Origin of the sequence: Sporosarcina sp. YIM B06819, from assembly GCF_033485175.1 — a bacterium.
Classification (GTDB): Bacteria; Bacillota; Bacilli; order Bacillales_A; family Planococcaceae; genus Sporosarcina.
Map to the genome: position 1 here is coordinate 68603 of NZ_JAWLIQ010000010.1, position 24873 is coordinate 93475.

The window sequence follows — 24873 nt, forward strand, 5'->3', positions numbered from 1 at the left end:
CTGTTGGAAACCTTTTTTGATTGATTAGTACATCTTTATTGCTTGATTGAAAAACAGAAACGTAGGCTGTTCACCATGCTTGAATACCGTTACAAGATAGCCAGATGTTTTTTCAACGATGCCAATTTCCACATCCTCTGGATTGACAGCAATCGGTGTGATGAATGTCTGTTTACGGATTGTGCGGGTGGTTAAGCCGTACGATGCAAAATTGTCTCCCAAAATGTTGGGATCGTTGAGTAGCAATTGTTCAATTGCAACAAGCTCATCTACGGGCATATCATCTTGCCACCATACTTTACGTGGTTGGAATTTATGGTGTGCTAGGTAATCGAGCTTCATAAGACTTCGTGTGAGGGCCATGTCCGCCTGACCATTCTCCTCCAGAAAATCATTCAATCGTAAAAATAAATCTTCCAGCTGATGGCCGATTCTTGACCATCCGCGGTTTTCCCAGTATGTCCCGAACTGTTGGAAGAAGTCGAACGGCGTCTCAAAGACCTTTGATACGAGATATTCGACAGTGCGTGGCAAGCGATTGTCATTCCAATACTTTTCAAGGACATCTTCTGTCTGCTTGATGCGTATAATGTCATCGAATGATAGCACATTGTTAGAGAATATCTCGTAGGGCGCCTCGTCAACAAATGTATAGCCATATTGCTCGGCTTGGATACGCAATCCAGTTCCGCGCAACAACTTCAAGAAGCCAAGCTGTAATTCTTCGGGCCTCATGGCGAAAACTTCATTGAACGTGTTGCGGAAAGAAGTATAATCTTCTTCAGGCAGTCCGGCGATCAAGTCCAGATGCTGGTCAATTTTTCCGCCTTCCTTGACCATTGTCACTGTACGGGATAGTTTTTCAAAGTTTTGGCGTCGCTGCACGAGCTCGTTTGTTAAATCGTTTGTAGACTGTACACCGATTTCAAAACGGAATAGTCCTGCGGGTGCGTTGTCGTTCAAAAATTGGATAACTTCCGGGCGCATAATATCTCCCGTAATTTCAAATTGGAATACTGTTCCTGGAATATGTTCATCAATCAGAAATTGGAACATCTCCATTGCATAGCTTCTACTAATATTGAACGTCCGATCGACGAATTTGATGGTCTTGGCCCCATTCGCCATTAAATAACGAATATCATCTTTAATGGCATCCCGGTTGAAGTAGCGAACGCCGACTTCAATAGAGGATAGGCAAAATTGACAGGAAAATGGGCAGCCGCGGCTTGTTTCGATATAGGTTACTCGTTTGCCAAGTTCAGACACATCCTCTGGGAAGCGGAAAGGGCTAGGCAGTTCTCGCAAATCAAGTTTGGGACCAGGTGCTGTAATTTTCAATAGGTCATCCTGTCGATAGGCAATTCCTTGAACAGTTGATAAATCTGCTTTTCCCGCATAGACATCGAGTAATTGCTTAAAGGTCCTTTCACCTTCACCGATAACAATCACATCGATTTCTGGCACGCGCTCCAACCAAAAATCATAGTCATAAGTCACTTCTGGCCCGCCTGCAATAATTTTGACGTCTGGTTTTACTTTTTTAAGCATACGTATAACTTTAATCGTTTCTTCAATATTCCAGATATACAGACTGAAACCGACAATATCTGGTGTTTTTTGATATAAATCTGACACGATATTCATCGTCGGATCTTTGATGGTATACTCGGCAAGGGTCGAATGATACTCTGGTAGTGCATACGATTTTAAGTAGCGAATGGCTATATTGGTGTGAATATATTTGGCATTTAAAGTAGAAAGTACAATATTCATAGTTCTAGTCCTCATTTCATTTTTTGTGGGTACACTTTAGCTATAAACAATTTAGGTAAAAGGAACTATATCTTACATGTATAAAATATGGAATAATCTGAATTAGTAGCGTTTTACAGAAATTTAACTTTCTGCATGATTCATTGATACTTTTCAAACTGTCTTGTAAAAGGATCAGGAGGAATATAATTGAAATATAACAAGGAAAACGAAACAAAAAGAAGCATTTTTTTATTAAATGAAGCAAGTAGACCGGGTGCAGTTTTTGATTGTGACGGAACACTTTTATCTGTTAATAAATCTTTTTGTAAAGAGTTTTGTCTTCAAGAGATGGAAAATATCCAAGAATTCATCGCTGGTCAATCGATGAATCTAAAGGATGAAATCAAGAAACGTGTAATTGGTTCCGATTATAAAACATTCGATATGACTTTCCAGTTAGCTCACGGTAGAGAACGTGTCGCAAAAGTGCATCTAATGTATTTTGATGAAGATCAACAGATACTTGCATTATTTGCTGTTCTTCACAGTACCTATACCATAGCAGAAAAAGTGTATGAACACGCCTTTCGTCATTCGGATAATTGTATGCTTATTATCGACAAAAAAGGGATTATCTTCGATATTAATGATAAGCATACTGAATTTTTTAATTTACCCAAAGACTATTTTGTCGGCAAGCCAGGTGAAATCTTGGCAAAATTCTTTTTAGAAGACTCCGCAACGTACATCAAACACATGAAAGAAGTAAATAGGTATGGTTATGCGGAAACGACGAGAAAATATGAAAAGTCATCTGGCGACATAAGATATTACCACATTACAACCCTTTTTGATAGTGAGTCACAGACGTACTTGGTAGTCATGAATGATCGCACGGAAAAAGTTATTCTGGAAGATCGTTTGGCCCATACAGGTTCATTATCGACGGTTGGCGAACTGGCAGCAAGTATTGCACATGAAATTAGAAATCCAATGACTACTATAAAAGGTTTTATTCAATTACTTAAGCTATCCGCCAACGACGATTCTATGAAATATCTATCGGTTATCGATGATGAAGTGATGAGAATGGAGTCGATATTAGGCGAGATGCTCGTCCTATCTAAACCTACATTGAACAAAAAGACGACATTCTCTTTGGAAGTGTTGGTAGACGATATGATTCAGGTCGTTCATCCGAAAGCATTAATGGAAGGAATTACGATACGACAAGAGGTAAGTAGGCTTCCAAATACATTGATTGTCGGCGATGCCGATAAAATTAAACAAGTGCTTCTTAATCTATTTAAAAATGCTTTTGAAGCGATGTCCCCTGGTGGAGTTCTTACAACTTCTATGAAGATGGATGATATTGGTCAATTTGTGTTGAGCATTTCTGATACAGGTAAAGGTATGAGTGAAAATCAACTGAATCAAGTATTTATGCCGTTCTTTACGTCGAAGCCGGAAGGAACTGGATTAGGATTGCCATTTGTGCTGAAAATAATTGAGGAACATGGCGGAACGATTTCAGTTACCAGTAACGTCGATCAAGGCACGACCTTTATAGTAACATTTCCGGGGGTAAATGCCCATGCTCCGGGGGAATTTCTTGACGAGAAAAGATTATTATCATCGTGATGGAGCGTATTGTGTATTTTTCTGTCCTTTTGACATAAGGGGCTGGTTGCCGTTATAATGATGGCGACTCCTCAACGGGAAACAAAAGGTGGAACAGAAAAATGGCGGAAGATACAGAACGAGCATTGAAGTTATTTATCGTCCTTTCAAGGGCAAGTAAAGTAATTTTGGAAGAAGCGCATATACCAATTAACAAATTCGGACTGAATCCGACTGAATTTGCAGTCCTAGAACTACTTTATCATAAAGGAATGCAGCCTATTCAGAAAATCGGACAGAAAATTTTACTGCGCAGCGGCTCAATGACATATGTTGTTGATAAGCTTGAAAAGCGAGGGCTATTAGAGCGTGTTTTTTGCGAGGAAGATAAGCGGGTCACCTATATGTCGATTACACCCGAGGGAGTAAATTTAATGACAGCAATTTTTCCAGAGCATGCAGAAAATATCGAATCTCTGATGGCTGCCCTTACAGTGGAGGAGCAAGAACTAGCGATTAGTTTAATCCGAAAACTAGGCTTGTCAGTGAAAAGTCTATCCTGAAAAATGGCATCTCGCTAATGAGTGCCGTTTTTTTTTTTTTTTTGTCGTGATATGTCGATTCTATTTCAAGTTTGTTGATTTTAAAATAACCAATAAATAAATGAATTACATACTGAGTACTCCATGTATAGTTGCTTTTAGTTTTGCTTTGGATTGAACGACATCTATACAATAACCTTGATATGTTTTATGTGGAGGGATGCGACGAAGTCGCATCCCTCCACATTTACCTGGTAATCGTATGGTGGTCGTTTATCCGTCGCTCTCCAAAAATGCAAATACATGAAGTGCTATTGCATTTAGGGACGAGGGAATAGAAGGCCGCCAAAGATGCAATTTTGGCGGCGGAATCTTTCACCATGTTTTTTTCTTTTTTTATTTTGGAAAGTGTCGTTTTCTCCTTAAAACTTGCTGAAAAGTAAAGTAGGGACACCTTGTACAAAGTGCAAAAGTGCCCGAAATTGCATCTTCGGGCACTTATCTTTTTATATAAAGCCATCTATTCTTTTCTTTCCAAGAAACCGCACTAACTCCTTGGTAAAAATGTCGTGAATAGTTTGCCGAAAGCGAACCAAAAATTGATTTGGTGGAAAAGGTGAATTTTAAGCCTTTACTTACCCGAGATTCATGCAAGAAAATGGTTCATCAACAGAAGTGATTTTATGTATAAAAAAACCATATGGATGATCCATATGGTTTTTAAACTCGATTATTTGGCGACAATTGTTTCACCCATGTGTAAGAAGTTTGAAAAGTGTTCCTCTTTAGGGGAATCGAAAATGGTCAGTCTAACAATCATGCTATCACGTTCGAAGACGATTCCTGTAACAGGTCCGTTATCAGTTTGCACTGATAAGACTTTTGCATGTTCAATCCCGTCGCCCGTAGGAATGGATGCTGCATCCGACAATTCAGTCGGTGTGCTACCTCCGCTTGTTGCCTCAAGTACGGCAATCATATTTTCGACGAGGTAGTCATAAGTACCTTCTTCTTTGATAGTTGTCTCGATGCGCATAAAAAGAGAGCCGTCTGCGTTAGAGAACAGGCTATCTTTACCTGGTTCTTCACTTGTTAACGTATAGTTGGGAAGTACAGCAATCTCATAGTCCTGCGCGTCGCTGACTGTTAGTATAGCGTCAGCCATGCTATCTTCTAGGCCGCCTGCTGTATCGTCAGGTGTTGGTTCCGTCGTGTCTGGCTCCTCGACAGTCCCTTTGTCAGTTTCTTCTACCGGGTTTGGAGATCCATTTGAATTGCTATCCAGATTATCATTGCTAGTATCCGTACCGCACGCGGTAAGTAGCAAAGCGGTCGCGATTGCTGCATATAAAAGATTCCATTTGCTCTTCATCGAAAACCCCTCCTTCACTTCATTGGACGTATGGCTTGTCTTAATGTTTCATTCTTTTATTTGGCCTTCACCATGAATGATTGTGTAGCGTTTGTGGTTGATAACAGTTTTTTCTTCGAGTCCAAGCTCCTCAAAGTTTTCCATATATGTAAGATCTACAATGACTGAGTTCTCGTTTACTTTTTCTACAATACCTTGTAGCCCGTCCTTGAATTCAATGATATTTCCAACCGTAGCGATTAACATCATATAACAACTCCTTTATGAATAGTCCAGATTTTGGCACTAAAAATGTCTGAATCTCTTTTTTTATAATCCTTTATAGTGTGCCTTAAAAACAGTGCGGCGTAAAGTGTTTTCTATTTCCAATGTTATTAACTAATCGTTTTGACTAATTGGAAATTGTTGATAATATCTTCGCTTTTTAGGCGGACACTCCTGTATAATATGGAAGTAGTTATAGGATATTCCACGGATGGAGGATTGTCTTGGAGCAGAACTTGGAAAAAGAGATTGAGTTATTGCGGGAAGCGATGGTAAATGTAGCGGTTAGAGATGGGCTAACTGCTGAAGAAACGATTGAGTTCAGTAAAAAGCTAGACATCCTCATCAACAAGTATAACAAAATAATAGAGTCTCATCATTGAATTCAGATTTATTTGTCTATTAGAGAATATTGAATAGGGGAAAGGGTGGGATTAAGTTGACGACCATACAAAAATTTAGAAATGAATTGAATCAGGCAATTATTGGACGGGAAAGGGAATTTGATTTTATGCTCATTGCATTATTACAAGGGGGCCATGTTCTGTTGGAAAGCGTGCCAGGGTCTGGAAAGACGATGATGGCAAAAAGTTTTGCTAGCGCATTCCAAGGTGAGTTTAGAAGAGTCCAATTCACACCGGATGTATTGCCATCAGATGTGACTGGAATACGTTATTTTAATCCACAATCGCAGGATTTTTTGTTGAAATTGGGACCTGTATCGACCAATATTTTGCTTGCAGATGAAATCAATCGTGCAACGCCGCGGACACAATCGAGTTTACTTGAATCTATGGAAGAAAAACAAGTTACAATTGATGGTGAAACGCTGAAATTGCCCACGCCTTTTATGGTCATCGCGACACAGAATCCGCTCGAATCTCAGCAAGGGACATTTCCGTTACCGGCTGCACAGCTTGACCGGTTTTTATTCAAATTGACGATTGGTTATCCGTCTTTCGATGAAGAACATCAGATTTTGAAGCAATACGGCAACAATCCTGGAGCGATTACAACTTCTTCTGTCATTGGCGTGGATGAAGTGACACGTTGGTCGCAACAAGCTGGAAATGTCATTGTCCATGAAGATATTGAACGTTATATATTGAAAATCGTTCGTGCAACAAGGGAGCATAGTTATTTGGAAGTGGGGCTTAGTTCTCGAGCAGCCTTGGCGATTTTGCAAGCCACAAAAGCCTATGCGTATATTTCTGGCAGAGATTTTGCAACGCCTGATGATGTGAAAGTCATTTTAGAGCCTGTGGCATTGCATCGTTTGGAGTTGTCGACAGAAGGGATGCTGACAAAAGAACTTGAAGGCGTGTTGAAGGAGATTATTGCAGCTATCCCAGCACCGATTGAGGCGACAGTTTAATGAAATGGATTCGTTATGAAGAAGGACTGAAGCCGATCTATCAAGGAATGGGTATTACGCTCGTTTTTTTCCTGTTCTCACTGATCTATTCACAAGTGCTATTGGCTGCCTGTTTCGGATCTGTTTTTGTGATATTTGCATTACAAACTATTTATTATTCAAAAGTTGGGAAAGAGTTGAAGCTATTACCGCCGCGTAACCGTATTCGTTATTTGATAGGGACAGAAAATGAGCTTGTTTTTGAATTTGAAAATGGTAAAGTGCCGATTTGGAATGGCAATTTACTGTTGTTGATTCAAGATTCTGTATCTCCGGCAGTAGATCAACGCAAACATTTCAGCGGACATTTTGATTTCACTGTCCCTTTTTCTATTGGTAGTTTGGAAAAAGTAGAAATTAAAATACCCCTGGAGGGACGCAAAAGAGGAATAGCGAGAATTAGCCGCATGATCATTGAAGTTCCACATCTTTTTGGTGATGGTAGTGTGATGATGGAGTTAGATGAGCCAATTAAACAAGAAAATCTTGTGTATCCTAAAGTGACTCCATTTAAAGGGCAACTACATCCTTCGCCTTTTAGACCGGGAGAAGTGGATCAGCGTCTATCCCTTTTCCGGGATGTTTTCCAGCCTATTGGAACTCGCGATTATTTGCCAACTGACAGATTCGATCAAATCCACTGGAAAGCGAGTGCACGCTTGCAAAAGTTGCAAACAAAAGAGTTTTTGCCTGTTGCAGCCCAGTCCGTACTGTTTGTCATGAATGCAATTGAGAAGGCGCGTTCTGCCGAAGATTTTGAAATGAAAATCGAACGGCTTGCCTCCTATGTAGATTATTGCACACGAAATGACATCCCTTATTCCATCGTTATTAATATCAAAACATTCAGTGCAACACCTTATTTGCACCTTGTACCAGGAACGGGCAAACAACATTTTCAAAAGACGCTGGAAATGCTTGCACAGCTTTCGGAGAGAAATGCAAAAATTCCTTATGAACATGTTTTGCAAAGTATCGAAGCAAAAGGAATCCTTCCGCCGACAATCGTTATGATTACGCATGAACCGGAGCGTTTTAACCCCATCATCAACAAATGGTCGAGACATCATCATGTTGTTGTAGACCGTTTTTATGAGGGAGGTGACGAACAATGGAACAAGGACAAATTGAAAGAGACAGGCTCCGATTAATTAATGCGGAAAGAGTAGTTCTTGAACTTTACTTGCTCGTCTATCCGCTTTATTTCGTAACAGGTGCTTCTGTTATAGGTGATCATTACTTATGGCTCTTTTTAGCAACTGTTTTGGGAGCGATTGCTTATGGAGTTTTTCCTGAAAATGAGTTTTCAATCGGAAAAGCTATTCTGATAGCTGCAATGGTGGCTGTCCTATTTTTAATCCTTGGCTACCCCTTTATCATCATTTTCCTATTGTTTGTGTATGTATTTTGGCGGTTACAGGCTAACTTCAGTGAATCGAAAAGTACAGGATGGCCATATCATGTGCTAAACACGATTTTGTTCACATCATTTTACCTATTCACATTACCTTTTTATGTAAATTATAATCCGTATGATTTAGCCAAAGTGCATATTACACTGTATCTCTTAACAACCGTTCTTTACTTTGTCGTCCATTTTGCGGTGATTGGAATGATGGGTAGGCATTTAAGGAATTTTTATATTGTAGATATGGTGATAATATTTGGCGGATTGCTAGGGGCAGGATTCGTTTTCTTTGTAGCGATTTTCTATCTTCTTGAGCCGCTTAGGAAGGGAATTATTGCGGCAGCAGGTTTCTTGTTCGGTGGGCTTTTTATGGTGATTAGTAAATGGATTGTTGCGCCAATATGGGATTGGATTATTGCGTGGCTTGATGCGCAACGGGCACAATTTGTAGTAGAAGAAGAATCCGGACCTGTTGATTTTAAGATGCAGGATGAATGGAAAGTATATGGTTCGACTTCATCGGTACCTGATATAGTAGCTGTTATTTTGATGGTTAGCTTGCTATTGATTGTCTTCATAGTTATTATTCGAAAAAGGAAAAAAATGATCGCTAATGGAAGCGACAGCTTTTTCTTCCGTTCAGGTAGGCGACAGAATAATTTGGCCGGACAATCGGTCTATGACTACTCTGTTGCAGTGGATGCTGTCAGGCAGGCATTCAAAGAGTTCGAGCAAGCTGCTCAAGTATCGAGGGTGCCACGCTTACGAGGAGAGACCGTGAAAGAATGGTTTTTGCGAATGGATTGGGGACACAATGAGGGTTTATTTACTACGTATGATAAAGTAAGGTACGGCTCACACGATGTAACGAAAGATGAAAGCAATTACTTTTTTGATGAACTTGAAAAAATAAAAAATAAATATTTTTCAAAAGATGTTTAAAGTGTCGAAAAAGTGGGCAAATTACTATTGAACACAGCAACATTCTCATTTCCCCCTTTTGAGGACGGTCCCTAGTACAGGGTCCGTCCTCCTTTTTTTGTACAAATATTAGTCGAATGATGGAAAATAGCATGTACTCTGATAAAATAGACAAAGGCATAGAATCGAAAAGGGGAGATTTTGTTGAAGAATCGTAAAATTGCATTCATTGGAACAGGTGTCATGGGAGCGAGTATTGTTAAACATTTGTTACATGCCGAATACGAGGTGGCTGTTTACACAAGGACGAAAGCGAAAGCACAGCAGCTTGTTGAAGCGGGTGCTGTTTGGGCGGAAACGGTAGCGGAGGCAGTGGCAGAAGCGGACCTTATATTTACAATGGTTGGCTATCCGACAGATGTGGAAGAGGTTTATTTCGGTGAGGCTGGTATTTTTGCAAATGGTGCAGAAGGTCAGATTGTGATCGACATGACGACATCTAGTCCTGCGCTTGCGAAACGAATTGCTGAACAGGCTACAACGTTGCAGATGGCTTCTATTGATGCGCCAGTATCAGGCGGGGATGTTGGAGCGCAGAATGGGACATTGTCAATTATGTGTGGCGGAGAACAACAGGTATTCAATGAGATTTTGCCCATCCTATCTATTTTTGGCAAACAAATTGTCTATCAAGGTGTAGCAGGTGCTGGACAACATACGAAAATGTGTAATCAGATTGCGATTGCAACCAATATGATTGGCGTTTGTGAAGCACTAGCTTACGCTGAACACGCTGGGCTTGATGCTGAAACAGTGTTAGCCTCAATTTCGTCCGGCGCTGCGGGCTCTTGGTCATTATCCAACTTGGCGCCTCGAATGTTAAAGGGGGATTTCGAGCCAGGATTTTATGTGAAGCATTTTATCAAGGATATGACGATTGCTTTGGAGGAAGCCGAGGCGATGAACTTGCCGCTACCAGGACTTCAGCTTGCGCGGCAGATGTACGACAAACTCGTTCAACAAGGACTTGGCGACAAAGGAACGCAAGCTCTTTTTAAAAGCTATCACTAATTTAGTGAAATAAAAGAGGCGAATCACACCGTTACGGGTCTGATTCGCTTTTCTTATTTGTCTAGCCCCCGGGCGCCAGATGCTCGGAGGCTCACATGAGGTGAGTTACGCTGTGAGGAAGGATTGAACTGCATCCTTCCTTATTTTCCATCTAAATAAGAGGAGCGGAAGTTTTGGCTGTTTTGTATGTTGTGAATGGATTTTTTTTGCACGACTTTTGTTTTTTTCTTCACCACTGGAATTGGCTGCGGAGGATCGACATAAGTGGAGAGAAGTTCGCGCGCTGTTTTCAGGCTCATTCGTTCTTGAGGGTTGCGAGAAGCCGGATCCTGCTGTCCGAGGTGTGGAAGCGTATTGAAGTCTTCTTTTTCCGGGATGGTATGGAAGAGGAAATCGTCGCAACGGACGAGTACAGTGGAGTGCTGTTTGCTAAACTTCGGATTGTCGACAAAATGTAACCCGACTTTCTCAGCATTACCTGAACGAAGCAGTTTTTCGATAGCCATTTTCTTTAATGAATAGAGCTGCTTATTATCGGGTGCCGTTTTGGCATGCCGATTTATTGTGTAGATGGCAATTGCTAATTGGCGAATCGATTGATTATTTTTCAAAAATAATCCTCCTTTTGGAAAAATAGATGATTACAGTTGTTCTGATAATATCAAGAATGTGAAGAAATGTATACTTTTCGACAAAACTTTTATTGAAATAGTCCATTTTATTGAGAAAAACAGTATAATAATAAAAGCAGTATAATTTTGATACATATTTGCGTTAAACTTGTGCATTTTAGGATATAAAGCGGCTATTCTGTCGATCTATAGGCTACTTTTCAATAATAACTGTCAAAATAGTAGATGTATTCACAACTAATGGGGGTACTTATGAGAAACCTTGTTGTAAAAAGTCGTTTTGAAAAAGTTATTGAGTCCTATATTCTGGGACATTCATTCAACATGTTCATACTTGTTGGGAAAAACAAGAAAAATGATTTTAATGTTCTTTACGCTAATTTATTGGCGATAGAGTACTTTTCACAAGAAGTAAGCCAATCGGCAAGTAGTTTTTTAGGCGATTTTTGGAAGCCTATTAAGCGGAAAATGACAAAGTTATCTATTGACTCTGCGATTAAAACTAAAATTAAAGTATCCCGAGGTACAAGTAGCCTACTATTCGAATTGGATTTACAGCACTATACTGATGAATTAGGAGATGAGTTCATCTGTATCGGATTATGTGAACGAACGGATATGATTGCAAATGAGAAAAATTCAACAATTTTAGAACATAAATATGCATCTGTCATCGATCACAATTTGGATCCGATTATTACGATAAACAACAAGTTGAAAATAGTTAATGCAAATCGAGCTGTTCATAAAGTATTTGGCCACCGGTTTAAAGAACTGTCCAACCAATCCATTTTGAATCTTATTGGAGATGATGAAGCGGAAGATTTTCAACTGTTTTTTCTACGGGCATTAAGTGGTGAATCTATTGAAATGGAAGGATCTACTTTATACCATAAAGATGGTTGCTTATTACCGACATATTTGAAGGCTATTCCTGTTGTCGTTGATGGGGATGTCAAAGAAATTCTTATGATTTTACGGGATACATCTGTTCATCGAGAAAATAACGAGAAACTTCATTATCTATCTTATCATGACCAGTTAACGGGTCTATGGAATCGACGGGCAATGAATGAGCATTTTAATGAAGATGCTAATTACGCGTTAAAAAACAATGAAAATCTATCCATGGTACATGTGGGGATTGATCGTTTTAAACTGATTAATGAATCGCTTGGTCAAAACGGTGGCGATGAAATTTTGAAGATGGTTGCGGAGCGGTTGAAGATGATTTGTCCTCCTTCAGCAAGACTTTATCGCAATAGCAGTGATGAATTTATCGTTTCCATGAAAAAACATTCTGTTTCAAAAACAGAAAACTTCTCACAAAAGGTACTCAATGATTTTGGGAGACCATTTTATTATAACCATCAGGAGTATTTTATTTCGGCATCCATAGGCATTTCAGTGTATCCAGAGGACGGGAGAACATTAGAAGAGCTATTGCGTAAATCGGAACAGGCCCTGACCTATGTCAAGGAACGTGGACGTGCACATTATCGCTTCTATCGTGTGGAGATGAATTCCGTATTTCCAGATGAAGTACTTATGGAATCACATTTGCGTCGAGCGGTTGAATTAGATGAATTGGCCGTCCATTATCAACCGCAGGTCGATTTAAAAACGGGTCACATTGGCAGTTTTGAAGCACTTCTTCGTTGGAATAATCGTAAATTCGGTTTTGTGTCTCCGGCGCATTTCATCCCAATTGCGGAGGAATCTGGCCTTATCCATGGAATTGGGGATTGGGTGTTGGATCAAGTATGTAGCCAGTTGAAGGAATGGCAGGACAAAGGTTTTAAACCAGTTAGAATTGCGGTAAACATTTCACCAAAACAATTTAGGATGGAAAACTTTGTTGATAAATTGAAAAAGAAAATTATGCGATATGGTATTATTCCTTCTTCACTTGAAGTTGAAATCACTGAAAGTGCTTTATCAAACATGAATGAGACATTAGCTATTTTGAATGAGTTGAAAAAGATCGGTATTTTTATTTCAGTAGATGATTTTGGGACAGGGTATTCCTCCCTAAGTTATTTGAAGCAATATCCAATTGATATTATTAAAATTGATCGTTCCTTTATTAAAGATATTGAATCAGATCCGAAAAATGAAGCGATTGCGAAGACAATTATCAATCTAGCCCATAATCTTGGGATGGAAGTTATTGCCGAAGGTGTTGAAAAGGGTTTACAGGCAGAAATTTTACTTGGAGCAAACTGTCAAAAAGCGCAAGGGTTTTTATATAGTAAAGCAATTCCGGTAGAGGAGCTTGTTCAAAAGTATTTTGTGTATAGCAGGTAATCATTGAACGGGCAACGAGTAACATTCGTTGTCTGTTTTTTTGTACTCGTCATGTCATTAGCAACGTGATACAATTATGAGTGAATACTCATTCATAACAAGGGGGAATTGGTATGTTTAATGAGAAAGTCATCATCGTAACCGGTGGATCGAATGGAATGGGGAAGTATATGGCGAAGAAATTCGTTGCAGAAGGTGCACAAGTCGTCATTACAGGTAGGGATTTAGATAGGCTGAAGGCGGCGCAAGAAGAAATCGGAGACCGTGCACATCCATTCCAGATGGATGTCCGTCATGTTGAATCTGTCGAAGCGATGGTTGCTTTTGCCGATGCGAAATTTGGACGGATTGATGGTCTTGTTAATAATGCGGCAGGAAATTTCATTGTACGCGCTGAGGATTTATCGCCGAATGGTTGGAAGTCTGTGATTGATATTGTGTTAAATGGAACATTTTATTGTTCAAGTGCTGTGGGGAAGTATTGGATTGACAAGGGCCAAAAAGGATCGATTTTGAATATGCTGGCGACGTATGCATGGGATGCAGGTCCTGGGGTTGTTCATTCGGCGGCAGCTAAAGCGGGTGTGATGTCGTTAACGCGCACATTGGCTGTTGAATGGGGTAGACAATATGGAATCCGTGTTAATGGCATTGCACCGGGGCCGATTGATCGTACAGGCGGTGCGGAAAAGCTATGGCAGTCGGAAGAAGCAGCAAAACGTACACTTGCATCGATTCCTCTGGGCCGTTTGGGGCAGCCGGAAGAAATTGCAGAGCTAGCTGCATTTATCATGTCAGATAAGGCATCATATATGAATGGCGAAATCGTCACACTAGATGGTGGGCAATGGCTGAACCAATTTCCTTTTTAAGGTTAAACCATTTACTTGCATAAAGTGCAGAAAAGCAAATGCTTGAAAACCGCCATTTTCACTGGATTATTTCCGGTTCGCTTTCGGCGAATGATTCACGATATTATTACCGAGGAGTAGGTTTGTCTAGAAATGACTTCGTCATTCCTAGACAAACCTTTTTCGGTCATCTTATTGAGAATAATTTCCTATCGCGTACCTACAACATTCAAGTGAAAAATGCGGTTGCTTGGAAAGAAAAGAATAGATGACTTTCTATCTAGGGTGTAAGTTCCCGAAGATACAATTTCGGGAAATTTCGCACTTTGTACTATGTGTTCCTTACTATTAACAAAGAATAAAGGCCTATGCTCTATTTCAAAACTGTCTCGGCTGGGGTAAATGCTTCCCATTCATTATATTTCGTTGTTATTGATGAAATAAACCAATAATCTTTAAATGGCTCTAAATTCTTTTCCACGATTATAATCTTTTCCCCACCACCAAAATCTCCATATGATGCCGATAAATCGTATTTAACGGTATACCTCATTTTGGATTCGCTTAGCTTTTCTTCTTTGGTAAAACGAAAGTTACTAACCCAAGGGCTTGACTGACCTGTTATCCAGTGCGTTTCCTCAAATTTACTCCTTGATTGTTTTCGAAGCGAAGGGGACAACATCGCATATTGAACAGCACCACTTCGATTATTTACGCTAAATATCCAAAATTCAACAGCTTGTTTTGGTTCGGTTACCATCAAACCAGTCATAAAAGACATTAACTGGCTTTCTAAAGGCGTGAGTTGTTTGCCTTTAATAATTTCTTCCTCAAAGGAAGGAGGAGTATCGTTTGTTTTTGCATTTACTGTTCCGTAATACAACCCACAAATTAGTATACTAAATAAAACCAATAGCAGAGGTTTACTTTTATCCAATTTCATCACCCTACATTATATTTAGGATTAGTTTATGCTGTTCAGTTACAATCATACCTTGTTCAATTAACCTGCAGTGTTAGTTGAATAACAATTCTACATAATGATACGTTCTCAATGAGTAATAATTAAACAATACCCGAGGTTTAACATTTCTAATTCAGCACACCCTATCGTTAAAAGGAGTGATGTGCTGATGGACATCTGGACTGTCCCAATGATTATTATTATAACGATTATTTGTGCGATTGGGCTTGCATCGGTGCGCAAATGGCATCGGGTAGATCCTGTGGTTGATGGTGAAGATAGCGCTATTCCTGAAGCGATTGAAGAACATCCATTTACATTGAATCCGATTATTTGGGTCATTCTTGTCGCGTTAATGTTCATGTTCATCGTCATATTTTATTACGCAGCCTCTTCTTCTTACTAGAAGGGGTTTTCTTTCTTGATTTACGGTCCGAATAGCCTTTTTATGATATGATAGATAGGTAGCTTCTATATAAATGAACAGCGTGGCTACAGAGGGAGCGGATTTATATGATTTCTGTGAATAACAGAGATTTTCTCTTTACACCGATTGCAGATTACATCATTTCGTCTGAAAAAGTTGCACATGTCCAGCTTGGCAATAATGCAGAACATGCCTTACTTGTTTTAACGAAAACGGGTTATTCGGCCTTGCCTGTCCTAGATGCGAAATATCATCTAAAAGGGCTACTTGGAATCGGGATGATTACAGATTCCATTTTAGGGCTTGAGCGTATTGAATATGAACGCCTGGCAGATTTAAAAGTAGATACGATTATGCAGACTGACATCCCCTATATAAGGACGACTGACCGGTTCCAAAAAGGGTTGGATCTTCTTATAAACCACCCATTCCTTTGTGTAGTAGAGGAAGATGGAACTTTTGCGGGTATATTAACACGTCGAGTTATTTTAAAGCAGTTTAAAAAATATATTTATTCCGTCGAATAAGACAATGAAAGGCTCCGTGGATGGGGCCTTTTTCTGTTTAAAAAAGAGAATAAAGTAAAGAGGTAAAACGCTCATTAATGCTGCCTTGTTTGCTACTTATATAACGGATTCCACGTGAAAAGGGGTTATCAAATGACAACGACTGAACTTGAAATTATTAAAGCACTCGCGGAAGAGGGCAATATGCGGAAAGCGGCAGAACGATTATTTTTATCGCAACCGGCTCTTTCGCAACGGTTACAAACGATTGAAAAAGAGTGGGGCACTTTGTTGTTCATCCGCTCACAGAAAGGGCTTGAACCAACGCCGGCTGGCGAGTTGGTCATTGCCCATGCAAGGGAAACCATTTTGAAAAAGGAAGAAACGTTTGCGATGATTGCTTCGATGGCGGATAAAGTGCATGGGACACTGAAAATTGCTTGTGCATCTATTGTTGGACAGACGTGGCTGCCGCAAGTCCTAAAAGAGTATGTTGAGCTATATCCAGATGCGAAGGTATCTCTTATGACAGGCTGGAGCTCGGAAATTGTCAAAGCACTTTACGAGGGGGAAGCCCATGTTGGCATTGTGCGTGGACAAGTAGATTGGAAGAGTCGAAAGAATTATTTGTTCCGGGATCATCTTTATTTGGTAGATCGGGAGATTACGTCTATCAATGAGTTGAAGGAAACTGATCGACCGTTTATCCAATTTAAAAGTGATTCAAACTATTTCATGGAAATTCAACGCTGGTGGCAACGTCATTTTCCTAAAAATCCAGGGCGTCAAATTACGGTCGATCAAATTGAGACGTGTAAACAGCTTGCACTGAATGGCATTGGCTACGCTATTTTACCGTCGATCACGTTGACAGGTGATGAGGATGTCAATAAAATTCCATTGTTGAATAGCGAAGAAGAGTTTGAATTGACACGTGATACATGGCTAATTGGTTATGAATCATCGTTTGCGTTAAAACAAGTAGACGCGTTCGCTCAAATTGTTCAAACGCATGCTGAAAGATTACAAAAGGATGACAAATAATGAGAAGTTGTGGAACTTTGATTGGTTTGGTTCGTACTAATAGGGAAGAACTAGTAGGTAAGTAATACGGACAGGGGGATTAAGCTATGCGGAAAAAGTTTATGGCTTTTGTGGTCTTGTTGATGGCATCTATTGTGTTATTGCCAACCGCGACAGCGCTTGCTGCACCGGAGTTAACGGTCAAAGTGTCAGCAGGTCTCGATGGTCAAGCAAAGGAAGGCAAAGGGGCGCCTGTTACACTGACGATTGAAAATACGGGGACAGCTTTTAGTGGAGACGTCGTTGTCGATATGAATTATACGTATTCGATGGGAACCGGCGAAGCATTTCCACTTGAAATTGGCGCGGGTGAGACAAAAACCGTGTCATTTGTCATTCAAAGAATGAGTGATAATAGGGGAATGTCTAGCATGTCGAATACCAAGACCATCTTTTTCTACCAAGATGGTTGGGAAAAAGGTAAGGAAATTGAACACAACGGTTCGCAGCATATTACAGCTACTTTACAGAGTAAGAACAATAAGCTTAGTGTCCAATTTACCGATAATATTGATCGCTTAACGGCTTTGAAAAAAGTGAACTACAGCAATATATTAGTAGATGCCGCTAAAATAGCAGCAACTAAATTTCCTGAAGAAGTGGCGGGTTGGGGAGCTGCTAATTTTATCATTATCGATGAATATCCCTTAGCAGACCTATCAGCTAAGCAGCAACAAGCATTACTTGGCTGGGTACGCGATGGCGGTATTATGATTTTTGGCGGTTCGGATAATAGTCAGGCTGAAGCGGGGCTATTTGCTGATTATTTACCATTACAGCTACATGGCAAGACAGAAATGAATACAGCTGCATTGAATACATGGGCAGCAACAAAAGGGTTTGAAGGGTTGATTGCTGCTTATGAAACTGAACTATTGCCACATGCAACAATCCTTTTTGAAGATGAACACAATGTATTAGCTGCTTACAAACGACTTGGTGAAGGGCTTGTAATACAGACCGCTTTCTCTGTGGGCGATGAACCTTTAGCGACAATGGAAGGCATGCCTGCATTTTGGAAATTGTTATTTGAAACAGCTGAACGTGCGAATTATGTGAGTGCAGGCACAAATCCATATGAAGATGATCCTATGGATACAATCATCTCTTCGATTGGCAATGTGAATGAATTATTTCCCTCCTTTAAAGTGTCAGCACCCTTGATTTTAGGCATAATTATCTGCTATATGATTGTTATTATTCCTGTCCTGTATATGATTCTCAAAAAGAAGGATAAGCGGGAGTATACTTGGTGGATTATCCCTGCGATTGCGTTGCTAACTTCGATTGCGATTTTTGCTTATGGTGCGAAAGATCGTATTGGTCGTGCACAGATTCAACATACAGCTGTGCTGAATGTAGCCCATGACGAAAGTTTGACGGGCTATTATGCAGAATCTTTGTTAACGAATAAATCAGGAGACTTTACATTTACAGCACCTACGGGGACGACGCTGTTTACATCTAGCCGCAGAGACGACTTCTTCGTTTCGTCAACAACGATTCCTATCCACAACCGGGTCATGCTAGAAAAAGATCCAGCGGGCTCGACCCTTCAGCTGCTGAATGAAGGCTTTTGGGATGTTGCGACTGTTTATGGGCAAACGACAGTGGAACAGTTAGGGACTTATGCGAGTCAGTTAAAGATTGAGGATAAGAAATTGACGGGAACAATCACAAATGGCTTTCCATTCGCTTTGACGGACGTTGCGATTTGGTCAGGTTCGCAACTACATCCAATCGGTGATCTTGGTCCAGGCCAGACTGTTCAAGTGGATAAAATCTTACAGACCAACACGCTATTACCTAAACGAATGATGGTTAATTCGTATATGAATCCCCAAGCGACTAATGGGGATGACTTAACGCAGATGAGAAAAGACGGCATTTTTGAGTTTGCAGGTAGGCATATGAATAAGACGGCCAAGCCTGCGATTGTAGGCTATACAGATACTCAAATCGTTCCTATAGAACTAGCAAAGGGCAAGCCTGCCATCTCGTCGCTGACAATGATTGTTCAGCCAATTGAAGTGGATGTGGTATTCCAAGACACATTGAAAGTTGAGCCGGAAATGATGACGATGTCAATGATGTCGGAGAGAACTCAACTTGAACCACAAAAAATGGGTCTTTCTGGAGATGAATACTTTTTCAATGAACCTGCCTATTTACAAACTTGGCAGCTGCCAGAAGAGTTGAATCATCAAAATTTGACATGGACATCGCTTGAAGTATCCCAAATTGACCAACAATTATATGAGGTCAGCATTTTAAATAGCCAAACAGGGGTTTATGAGCAACAGGATGCTAGTCAATTTACATTGACTGACAGGCTGGGCGATTATATAACAGCTGATGGAGAAATGGTTCTTCGATTATTGTTGAAAAATGTCCAAAATGCAGGTACAGGACGTGCTCCGGAGCTCAAGTTGAATGGTGAGGTGGCAAAATGATTGAAATTAAAGGCTTAACAAAGAACTATGGGAAGTTTTGCGCACTGGATGATTTGAATTTGACGCTAACGGAAGGCACTGTTTTTGGTTTTGTAGGGGCCAATGGGGCGGGGAAATCGACGACATTTCTTATTTTAGCTACATTGCTACAGCCGACATCGGGGGATGTGTTCATCAATGGCATCAGCGTACGGGAAAACCCATCTGAAGTGCGTAAGATGATTGGCTATATGCCAGACTTTTTCGGTGTCTACGATCAGTTAAAGGCAGAGGAGTATTTGGACTTTTACGGGGCTAGCTATGGTATTCCAGCGGCAGAACGGAAAGTTTTAATCCCGCAATTGTTAGAACTCGTCAATTTGTCGCACAAGCGTTACGACTATGTTGATTTACTATCGCGGGGAATGAAGCAAAGGCTATGCCTTGCACGTAGTCTTATCCATGATCCAAAGGTGCTTATTCTTGACGAACCCGCATCTGGTCTTGATCCACGTGCGCGTGTGGAAATGAGAGATATTTTAAAAACGCTTAAAAAAATGGGTAAGACAATTTTGATTTCATCACATATATTGCCGGAGCTTGCGGAAATGTGTGATGAAATTGGTGTCATTGACAATGGACGGCTCATTGCACATGGTTCGGTTGCCGACATTCAAGATAAATTACGTGGTGAGCGAGTGATTACCGTTCGTTTGGCAGATTCAGTGGATCAAGCGATTGCCTTTTTTGAGGAAGATCCGTTTATCTCAACGATTCAACAACTAGAAGTGGGCGTTGGGCTTACATTTGCATATAAAGGAACGGAAGACGATCAAGTAGGTCTATTAAAGCGGGCGATTCTTCATGACGTTCCGATTCTTTCGTTCATGGAGCATGTCACGAATCTGGAAGATGTGTTCATGGAAATTACGAAGGGGGGCGATTTATTATGAAGGTGAATATTAATAATCCGGTGCTGTTCAAAGAATTGAAGCTGCGATTTCGGTCGCCTAAAAGCTTTGTGGGACTTCTATTCTACTTGGTTGCCATGTGTCTCTTCGTCTTTGGTTTCATCTTTCTGACAATGAACATAACGGGCGTATCGTATTTTAGACCGACTGAAAGTATGCTGTTGTTTTCCTTCTTGGCATTTATTCAACTTGGGCTGGTGTTATTTATCACACCGGGCTTGACGGCTGGGGCCATTAGTAGTGAAAGGGAAAAACAGACATTACCGATTTTACTGACGACCTCTCAAAGTTCGTTTCAAATTATTTCGGGTAAACTATTGTCATCTGTCGCTTTTTTGATGTTACTGACTGTGGCAGGATTACCAATTTATAGCTTGGTTTTCTTATTTGGTGGTATTTCTCCAATGGATTTTGTGAAAATATTTTTCTTCTTATTTGTGACATTATTAGCGATAGGGAGTATTGGAATTTTATTTTCAACACTCATTCGAAGAACGATTGTGTCAATGATTGCGACGTATGGCATCATGTTGTTCTTATCGGCTGTCACTGGTTTTTTACTAATCATTGTCATGCAAGTAGCCCTGTTCAATTTTAATGGAGTCAGCTCACCACCGCCTTCTATATTGGGCCATATTCTGGCATCCATCAATCCAGCGGTGCTCTTCGCTACCTTGTTATCGCCAGCAGTGGGGGAAAGTGTAATCGAAATGACGCAAATAAAATTACCGATATGGATAGGCTATCTCATTTTTTATATATCCATTACGGTTCTGTCGTTATGGCTTGCTGTGAAAAAATTACGCGTTAACATGAAGAAATCTAAATAATGAGGAGGAGGACGAATGGACAGGAAATCACTGTTGACAAAGTATGTCAAGGCGGCATTGGTACGGCTGCGTTTTGAGCAGGCTATCTATACGCTGCAAACAGGGTTATGTATGGCTATATTATTTGCCTTACTTGTAGTAGCGGCTTCTAGATTGTTCGTCCTGCCTTATTATGGACGAATCGCATGGCTTGTCGCGGTGCTCGCAGTTGTGGCAACCATAATTTTTATTATCTATAAGCGTCTACGGAAAAGTGGAGCAATTTATAGACTCGATCGTTATATGCCGGACAATTTATTAATTACTGCGCTGGATGAAAAAATCGGTGAAACACATCTAGCGTCGGCGATTATTGAAGCTGCGGAGTCGAAAGTTGTGACTGCATTTGAAGGTTTTAAAAAGAGAGATAAGCACTATGTCAATGTGAAAATGCTGACGGCTATTGCCATTGCATCAAGTTGTCTTGCTGTCCTGCTTATTTTTCCTTCTGAAGCACAACTAGAGGCAGGAGCAATTGTTAAGGAAAAAGAAGTGATTGAGGAAGTAAAGAAAGAAGTAAAGGAATTGATCAAAAAAGAAGCGCTTCCTGAAGTGAAAAAAGAACTGCAAGACCTTGCGGAAAAACTTTTAACAGCGGAGCTTTCAGAGGATGTATTAAAAGAATTGGTCAAAAAGCAGAAAGAATTACGTTTGAAAGAGCAGCGCCTTGCTGATAAACAAGAAGCCGCTTCCCGGTCAGATAATCCGGCTGAAGCATTGACAGAGGCGGAGGAGCAGGAACTAAAGGAGCTTGGCAAGCTAACAGATAAGCTCGCTCAACATGTAGGAAAAGCCCATAGCGAGTTGAATAAAATTGGTAAGGCGCCTACATTGCCTGCTCTTGCGGGAGCTAGTGGAACTTCGACAGTGACAGGTGGTAAGCCGAGCGATACAAGTGGTGAAGGTCAGGGAGAAGCAACCGGTGAAAAGGATGGCCAAAGTCAGGAAGAGAATGATGAGCAAGAAAGTGATGGTGAGAAGGGCGAAGGCACAGGGCAAGAATCGGGTTCGGGGCAGGTGCAAGGTTCAGGACAAGGAGCGGGCTCAGGATCTGGTTCTGGTCCGGGACAGGGTTCTGGTTCTGGGCAAGGAACAGGTCAGGGCTTAGGTTCAGGGACAGGTGGAACTGGGGCTGGACAAGGTTCAGGCGGCAGAAATCTATTATCCGTTCCTTACGATCGCGTAGGAGAAAAAGGTGACCCCTCGGTTGTTGGCGGCAATCTTGGCAAAGGCGATTTCATCGAAGAATATGAAACGCAAGGACCTGTTGGAACAGGGACCATCCGCCCTTATCAAGAAGTGGTGGGCGACTATAAAGATTCTTACTTAAAGAGCACAGAGAAGCTGCAGCTCCCACCCGATTTGCAGCAAATTCTCTCTGATTATTTTTCTTCGATTGAATGACGGGTGAGTGATTGTAAATGCCTAAGCGTAATTCTAATTGCAAATCGGACAGCAAAGGGTCCGATTTGTTTAATTTCTGTGCACTTGCAGAAATTAAACAATAAATGCCCAAGCGTAACTTTAACTCAAGCGAAACAGAGGCAGCCGTAGTGAGTTCAAATTGATATCTATATAGAACAGGAGGGTACAGATGCCATTTTCACCAGAGCAATTCAAAGAAATGAGCGAGCAGCTTGGAACGGTGAGAGAAGAAATCGGGAAATTTATCGTTGGACAGCAAGAAGCGGTCGAGTTTTCCCTTTATTCGATCCTAGCAGACGGGCACGCGCTGTTAGAAGGGCTGCCTGGACTTGGGAAGACGATGCTAATCCGAACGATTTCGGAAGTGTTGGATTTGTCATTTTCCCGGATTCAATTCACACCGGATTTAATGCCAGCTGATATTACGGGAACGAGTATTTTGGAGCGTAATGAGCAAGGGATGCAGCGCTTTGTTTTTAAAGAGGGACCGATTTTTAGCCAAATGGTTCTAGCGGATGAAATTAACCGTGCAACGCCCAAAACACAGAGTGCCTTGCTAGAAGCGATGGGGGAGCAAACGGTGACGGTGCTTGGTGAAACACGGAAGATGGCGAAACCATTTTTTGTCCTTGCTACCCAAAATCCAATTGAAATGGAAGGTACGTATCCTTTACCTGAAGCGCAAATGGACCGGTTTTTGTGTAAGATTTTATTGCCGTATCCAAAAAAGTCAGAGCTAAAGGAAATTATTTTGCGTACGACGGGACCGACACCGGTTGCGATTCAAAAAGTGATGGATGCGGAAACGATTGTCATGGCGCAGCAGATGGTCAAAGAAATTGTTATTGCAGATGACATGATTGATTACGCAGTCGATTTGGTCGCAGCGACACATCACAACAATACATCTGTGGATGAATGGTCGAAATATGTGCAATATGGCAGTGGACCGCGCGGACTTCAATCGATTATTCGACTGGCAAAAGCACGTGCGCTCATGGCGGGACGTTTCCATGTGTCCATCGCAGATATTAAAACAGTCGCCAAACCTGCATTGCGCCACCGTATTCTCATCAATTATGAAGGAGAAGCGGAAGGTGTCGATGTCGATGGACTCATCACGAAATTGCTTGAAGACGTAAGACAAGGAGCTTCCGTGTAATGAGTAGCGAATTGTTTCCCGACAGACTCGCGAAAAGACTAGGGGCCTTATCGATTGTTTCTAGGTCTGGACGACTCGGACATCATAAAGGCACACATCGTTCACGGAAGACAGGGTCATCACTCGACTTTTCTGATTTCAGGGAATATCATCCAGGCGATGATTTGCGTCATATTGACTGGAATGTTTATGCGCGAACGGACAAGCCGTTCATCAAGCAATTTCTCGACGAGCAAGAGATGCGTATTCATATACTCCTCGATTCGACCAAGTCGATGGGGATGGATGGCAAATGGGATTATGCCCGTCAATTAGCCATCGCACTGGGGCATATTGGACTGAAAAGTGGAGACACAACGTCGTTTTCGACGTGGTCAAATGAACAGGATTATTTTTATAGAAGAAAAGGCTCTGTGCATCGTGCGTCCATTACCAAATTCATATCTTCGATTGATACGCCTAGCTCGACAGATAGTTTCACTGACCGTGCACTGCGGCATATTCCAAAAGTGGTGACGGTGCTGTTTATCATTACAGATGGGCTTGAAGAAACGGCTAAGTGGGAGCATCTATTCCGCCGCCTACCAGGTATTTGCGGAGATATCCGTCTGTTGACGGTTCATTCAAAACCTGAAGAAACACCTGAATATGAAGGGGATGTCCGTTTTATCGACAGTGAGAGCGGTGCTGGCGTTGAGGTGACGGTGACGAGGCGTGCTGTGCAGGATTATTTGGCTAACAAGTCGGCACATGAAGCCCAAATGACAGCGCTCGCGGGTAAGTTTGGTATTCACTTAATTCGTGCGGCAGTGGCTGATGGGGTCATGGAAACGGTAACGAAAAAAATGCGCCATGCAGGTTGGCTGCGATAGGA

Annotated in this window: 23 protein-coding genes; 18 read left to right on the forward strand and 5 right to left on the reverse strand. The window is 41.1% G+C overall.

What is annotated here, in order from left to right; translation table 11 throughout:
• Positions 1 to 24 precede the first annotated feature (24 nt).
• Entirely contained in the window at positions 25 to 1776 is a 1752-nt protein-coding gene (locus tag R2B72_RS08140; protein ID WP_318615959.1) for a B12-binding domain-containing radical SAM protein, read from the reverse strand.
• 189 nt (positions 1777 to 1965) lie between these two features.
• Between R2B72_RS08140 and R2B72_RS08145 the strand changes: the two genes are divergently transcribed.
• Entirely contained in the window at positions 1966 to 3399 is a 1434-nt protein-coding gene (locus tag R2B72_RS08145; protein ID WP_318615960.1) for an ATP-binding protein, read from the forward strand.
• Between the two features lie 101 nt (positions 3400 to 3500).
• Entirely contained in the window at positions 3501 to 3941 is a 441-nt protein-coding gene (locus R2B72_RS08150) for a MarR family transcriptional regulator (protein WP_318615961.1), read from the forward strand.
• Positions 3942 to 4650: 709 nt separating this feature from the next.
• On the opposite strand, the gene R2B72_RS08155 is transcribed toward R2B72_RS08150, so the two are convergent.
• Complete coding sequence (locus R2B72_RS08155; protein ID WP_318615963.1) at positions 4651 to 5292, reverse strand: hypothetical protein; 642 nt, start codon at positions 5290 to 5292, stop codon at positions 4651 to 4653.
• A gap of 48 nt (positions 5293 to 5340) precedes the next feature.
• Positions 5341 to 5538, reverse strand: coding sequence for a YkvS family protein (locus R2B72_RS08160; RefSeq protein ID WP_318616061.1), 198 nt, complete (start codon positions 5536 to 5538; stop codon positions 5341 to 5343).
• Positions 5539 to 5780: 242 nt separating this feature from the next.
• Between R2B72_RS08160 and R2B72_RS08165 the strand changes: the two genes are divergently transcribed.
• The 5 genes from R2B72_RS08165 (at position 5781) to R2B72_RS08185 (ending at position 10370) form a co-directional block, all read left to right on the forward strand.
• Positions 5781 to 5939 carry an aspartyl-phosphate phosphatase Spo0E family protein gene (locus tag R2B72_RS08165; RefSeq protein ID WP_318615964.1) on the forward strand — a complete coding sequence of 53 codons (159 nt, stop codon included), beginning with the start codon at positions 5781 to 5783 and terminating at the stop codon, positions 5937 to 5939.
• A gap of 56 nt (positions 5940 to 5995) precedes the next feature.
• Entirely contained in the window at positions 5996 to 6931 is a 936-nt protein-coding gene (locus R2B72_RS08170; protein WP_318615966.1) for a MoxR family ATPase, read from the forward strand.
• Positions 6931 to 8121, forward strand: coding sequence for a DUF58 domain-containing protein (locus tag R2B72_RS08175; protein ID WP_318615967.1), 1191 nt, complete (start codon positions 6931 to 6933; stop codon positions 8119 to 8121). The genes R2B72_RS08170 and R2B72_RS08175 overlap by 1 nt, the downstream gene beginning before the upstream one ends.
• Positions 8082 to 9320 carry a hypothetical protein gene (locus R2B72_RS08180; RefSeq protein ID WP_318615968.1) on the forward strand — a complete coding sequence of 413 codons (1239 nt, stop codon included), beginning with the start codon at positions 8082 to 8084 and terminating at the stop codon, positions 9318 to 9320. The genes R2B72_RS08175 and R2B72_RS08180 overlap by 40 nt, the downstream gene beginning before the upstream one ends.
• Before the next feature lie 183 nt (positions 9321 to 9503).
• Positions 9504 to 10370, forward strand: a complete 867-nt coding sequence (locus tag R2B72_RS08185; protein ID WP_318615969.1) for an NAD(P)-dependent oxidoreductase — start codon at positions 9504 to 9506, stop codon at positions 10368 to 10370.
• Positions 10371 to 10510: 140 nt separating this feature from the next.
• Here R2B72_RS08185 and R2B72_RS08190 read toward each other — a convergent pair whose 3' ends face one another.
• Positions 10511 to 10981: a YkyB family protein gene (locus R2B72_RS08190; protein ID WP_318615970.1), complete on the reverse strand. Its 471-nt coding sequence runs from the start codon at positions 10979 to 10981 to the stop codon at positions 10511 to 10513.
• A gap of 273 nt (positions 10982 to 11254) precedes the next feature.
• Here R2B72_RS08190 and R2B72_RS08195 point away from each other — a divergent pair, with 273 nt between their 5' ends.
• Entirely contained in the window at positions 11255 to 13309 is a 2055-nt protein-coding gene (locus R2B72_RS08195) for an EAL domain-containing protein (RefSeq protein ID WP_318615971.1), read from the forward strand.
• 113 nt (positions 13310 to 13422) lie between these two features.
• On the forward strand, positions 13423 to 14181 hold the full coding sequence (gene fadH, locus R2B72_RS08200) for a 2,4-dienoyl-CoA reductase (protein ID WP_318615972.1): 759 nt from the start codon (positions 13423 to 13425) through the stop codon (positions 14179 to 14181).
• Positions 14182 to 14533: 352 nt separating this feature from the next.
• Here the strand turns inward: fadH and R2B72_RS08205 are convergent, their stop codons facing one another.
• Positions 14534 to 15103, reverse strand: a complete 570-nt coding sequence (locus R2B72_RS08205) for a hypothetical protein (RefSeq protein WP_318615973.1) — start codon at positions 15101 to 15103, stop codon at positions 14534 to 14536.
• Between the two features lie 190 nt (positions 15104 to 15293).
• On the opposite strand from R2B72_RS08205, the gene R2B72_RS08210 reads away from it, so the two are divergent.
• The 9 genes from R2B72_RS08210 (at position 15294) to R2B72_RS08250 (ending at position 24871) form a co-directional block, all read left to right on the forward strand.
• On the forward strand, positions 15294 to 15530 hold the full coding sequence (locus R2B72_RS08210; protein WP_318615974.1) for a hypothetical protein: 237 nt from the start codon (positions 15294 to 15296) through the stop codon (positions 15528 to 15530).
• 107 nt (positions 15531 to 15637) lie between these two features.
• Complete coding sequence (gene cbpB / locus R2B72_RS08215) at positions 15638 to 16078, forward strand: cyclic-di-AMP-binding protein CbpB (RefSeq protein WP_318615975.1); 441 nt, start codon at positions 15638 to 15640, stop codon at positions 16076 to 16078.
• 132 nt (positions 16079 to 16210) lie between these two features.
• Positions 16211 to 17101 (forward strand): LysR family transcriptional regulator, encoded by an 891-nt coding sequence (locus R2B72_RS08220; RefSeq protein ID WP_318615976.1) that lies wholly within the window; start codon positions 16211 to 16213, stop codon positions 17099 to 17101.
• An 86-nt stretch (positions 17102 to 17187) separates the two neighbouring features.
• Positions 17188 to 19593 carry a hypothetical protein gene (locus tag R2B72_RS08225; protein ID WP_318615977.1) on the forward strand — a complete coding sequence of 802 codons (2406 nt, stop codon included), beginning with the start codon at positions 17188 to 17190 and terminating at the stop codon, positions 19591 to 19593.
• The gene (locus R2B72_RS08230; RefSeq protein ID WP_318615978.1) at positions 19590 to 20525 is read left to right on the forward strand and encodes an ABC transporter ATP-binding protein; all 936 of its coding nucleotides are present in this window, start codon (positions 19590 to 19592) and stop codon (positions 20523 to 20525) included. The genes R2B72_RS08225 and R2B72_RS08230 overlap by 4 nt, the downstream gene beginning before the upstream one ends.
• Entirely contained in the window at positions 20522 to 21373 is an 852-nt protein-coding gene (locus R2B72_RS08235; RefSeq protein WP_318615979.1) for an ABC transporter permease, read from the forward strand. The genes R2B72_RS08230 and R2B72_RS08235 overlap by 4 nt, the downstream gene beginning before the upstream one ends.
• A gap of 15 nt (positions 21374 to 21388) precedes the next feature.
• Positions 21389 to 22816: a hypothetical protein gene (locus R2B72_RS08240; protein WP_318615981.1), complete on the forward strand. Its 1428-nt coding sequence runs from the start codon at positions 21389 to 21391 to the stop codon at positions 22814 to 22816.
• A gap of 190 nt (positions 22817 to 23006) precedes the next feature.
• Positions 23007 to 23999, forward strand: a complete 993-nt coding sequence (locus R2B72_RS08245; RefSeq protein ID WP_318615982.1) for a MoxR family ATPase — start codon at positions 23007 to 23009, stop codon at positions 23997 to 23999.
• The gene (locus R2B72_RS08250; RefSeq protein ID WP_318615983.1) at positions 23999 to 24871 is read left to right on the forward strand and encodes a DUF58 domain-containing protein; all 873 of its coding nucleotides are present in this window, start codon (positions 23999 to 24001) and stop codon (positions 24869 to 24871) included. Before R2B72_RS08245 ends, R2B72_RS08250 begins: the two co-directional genes overlap by 1 nt.
• The last annotated feature ends 2 nt before the right edge of the window (positions 24872 to 24873 follow it).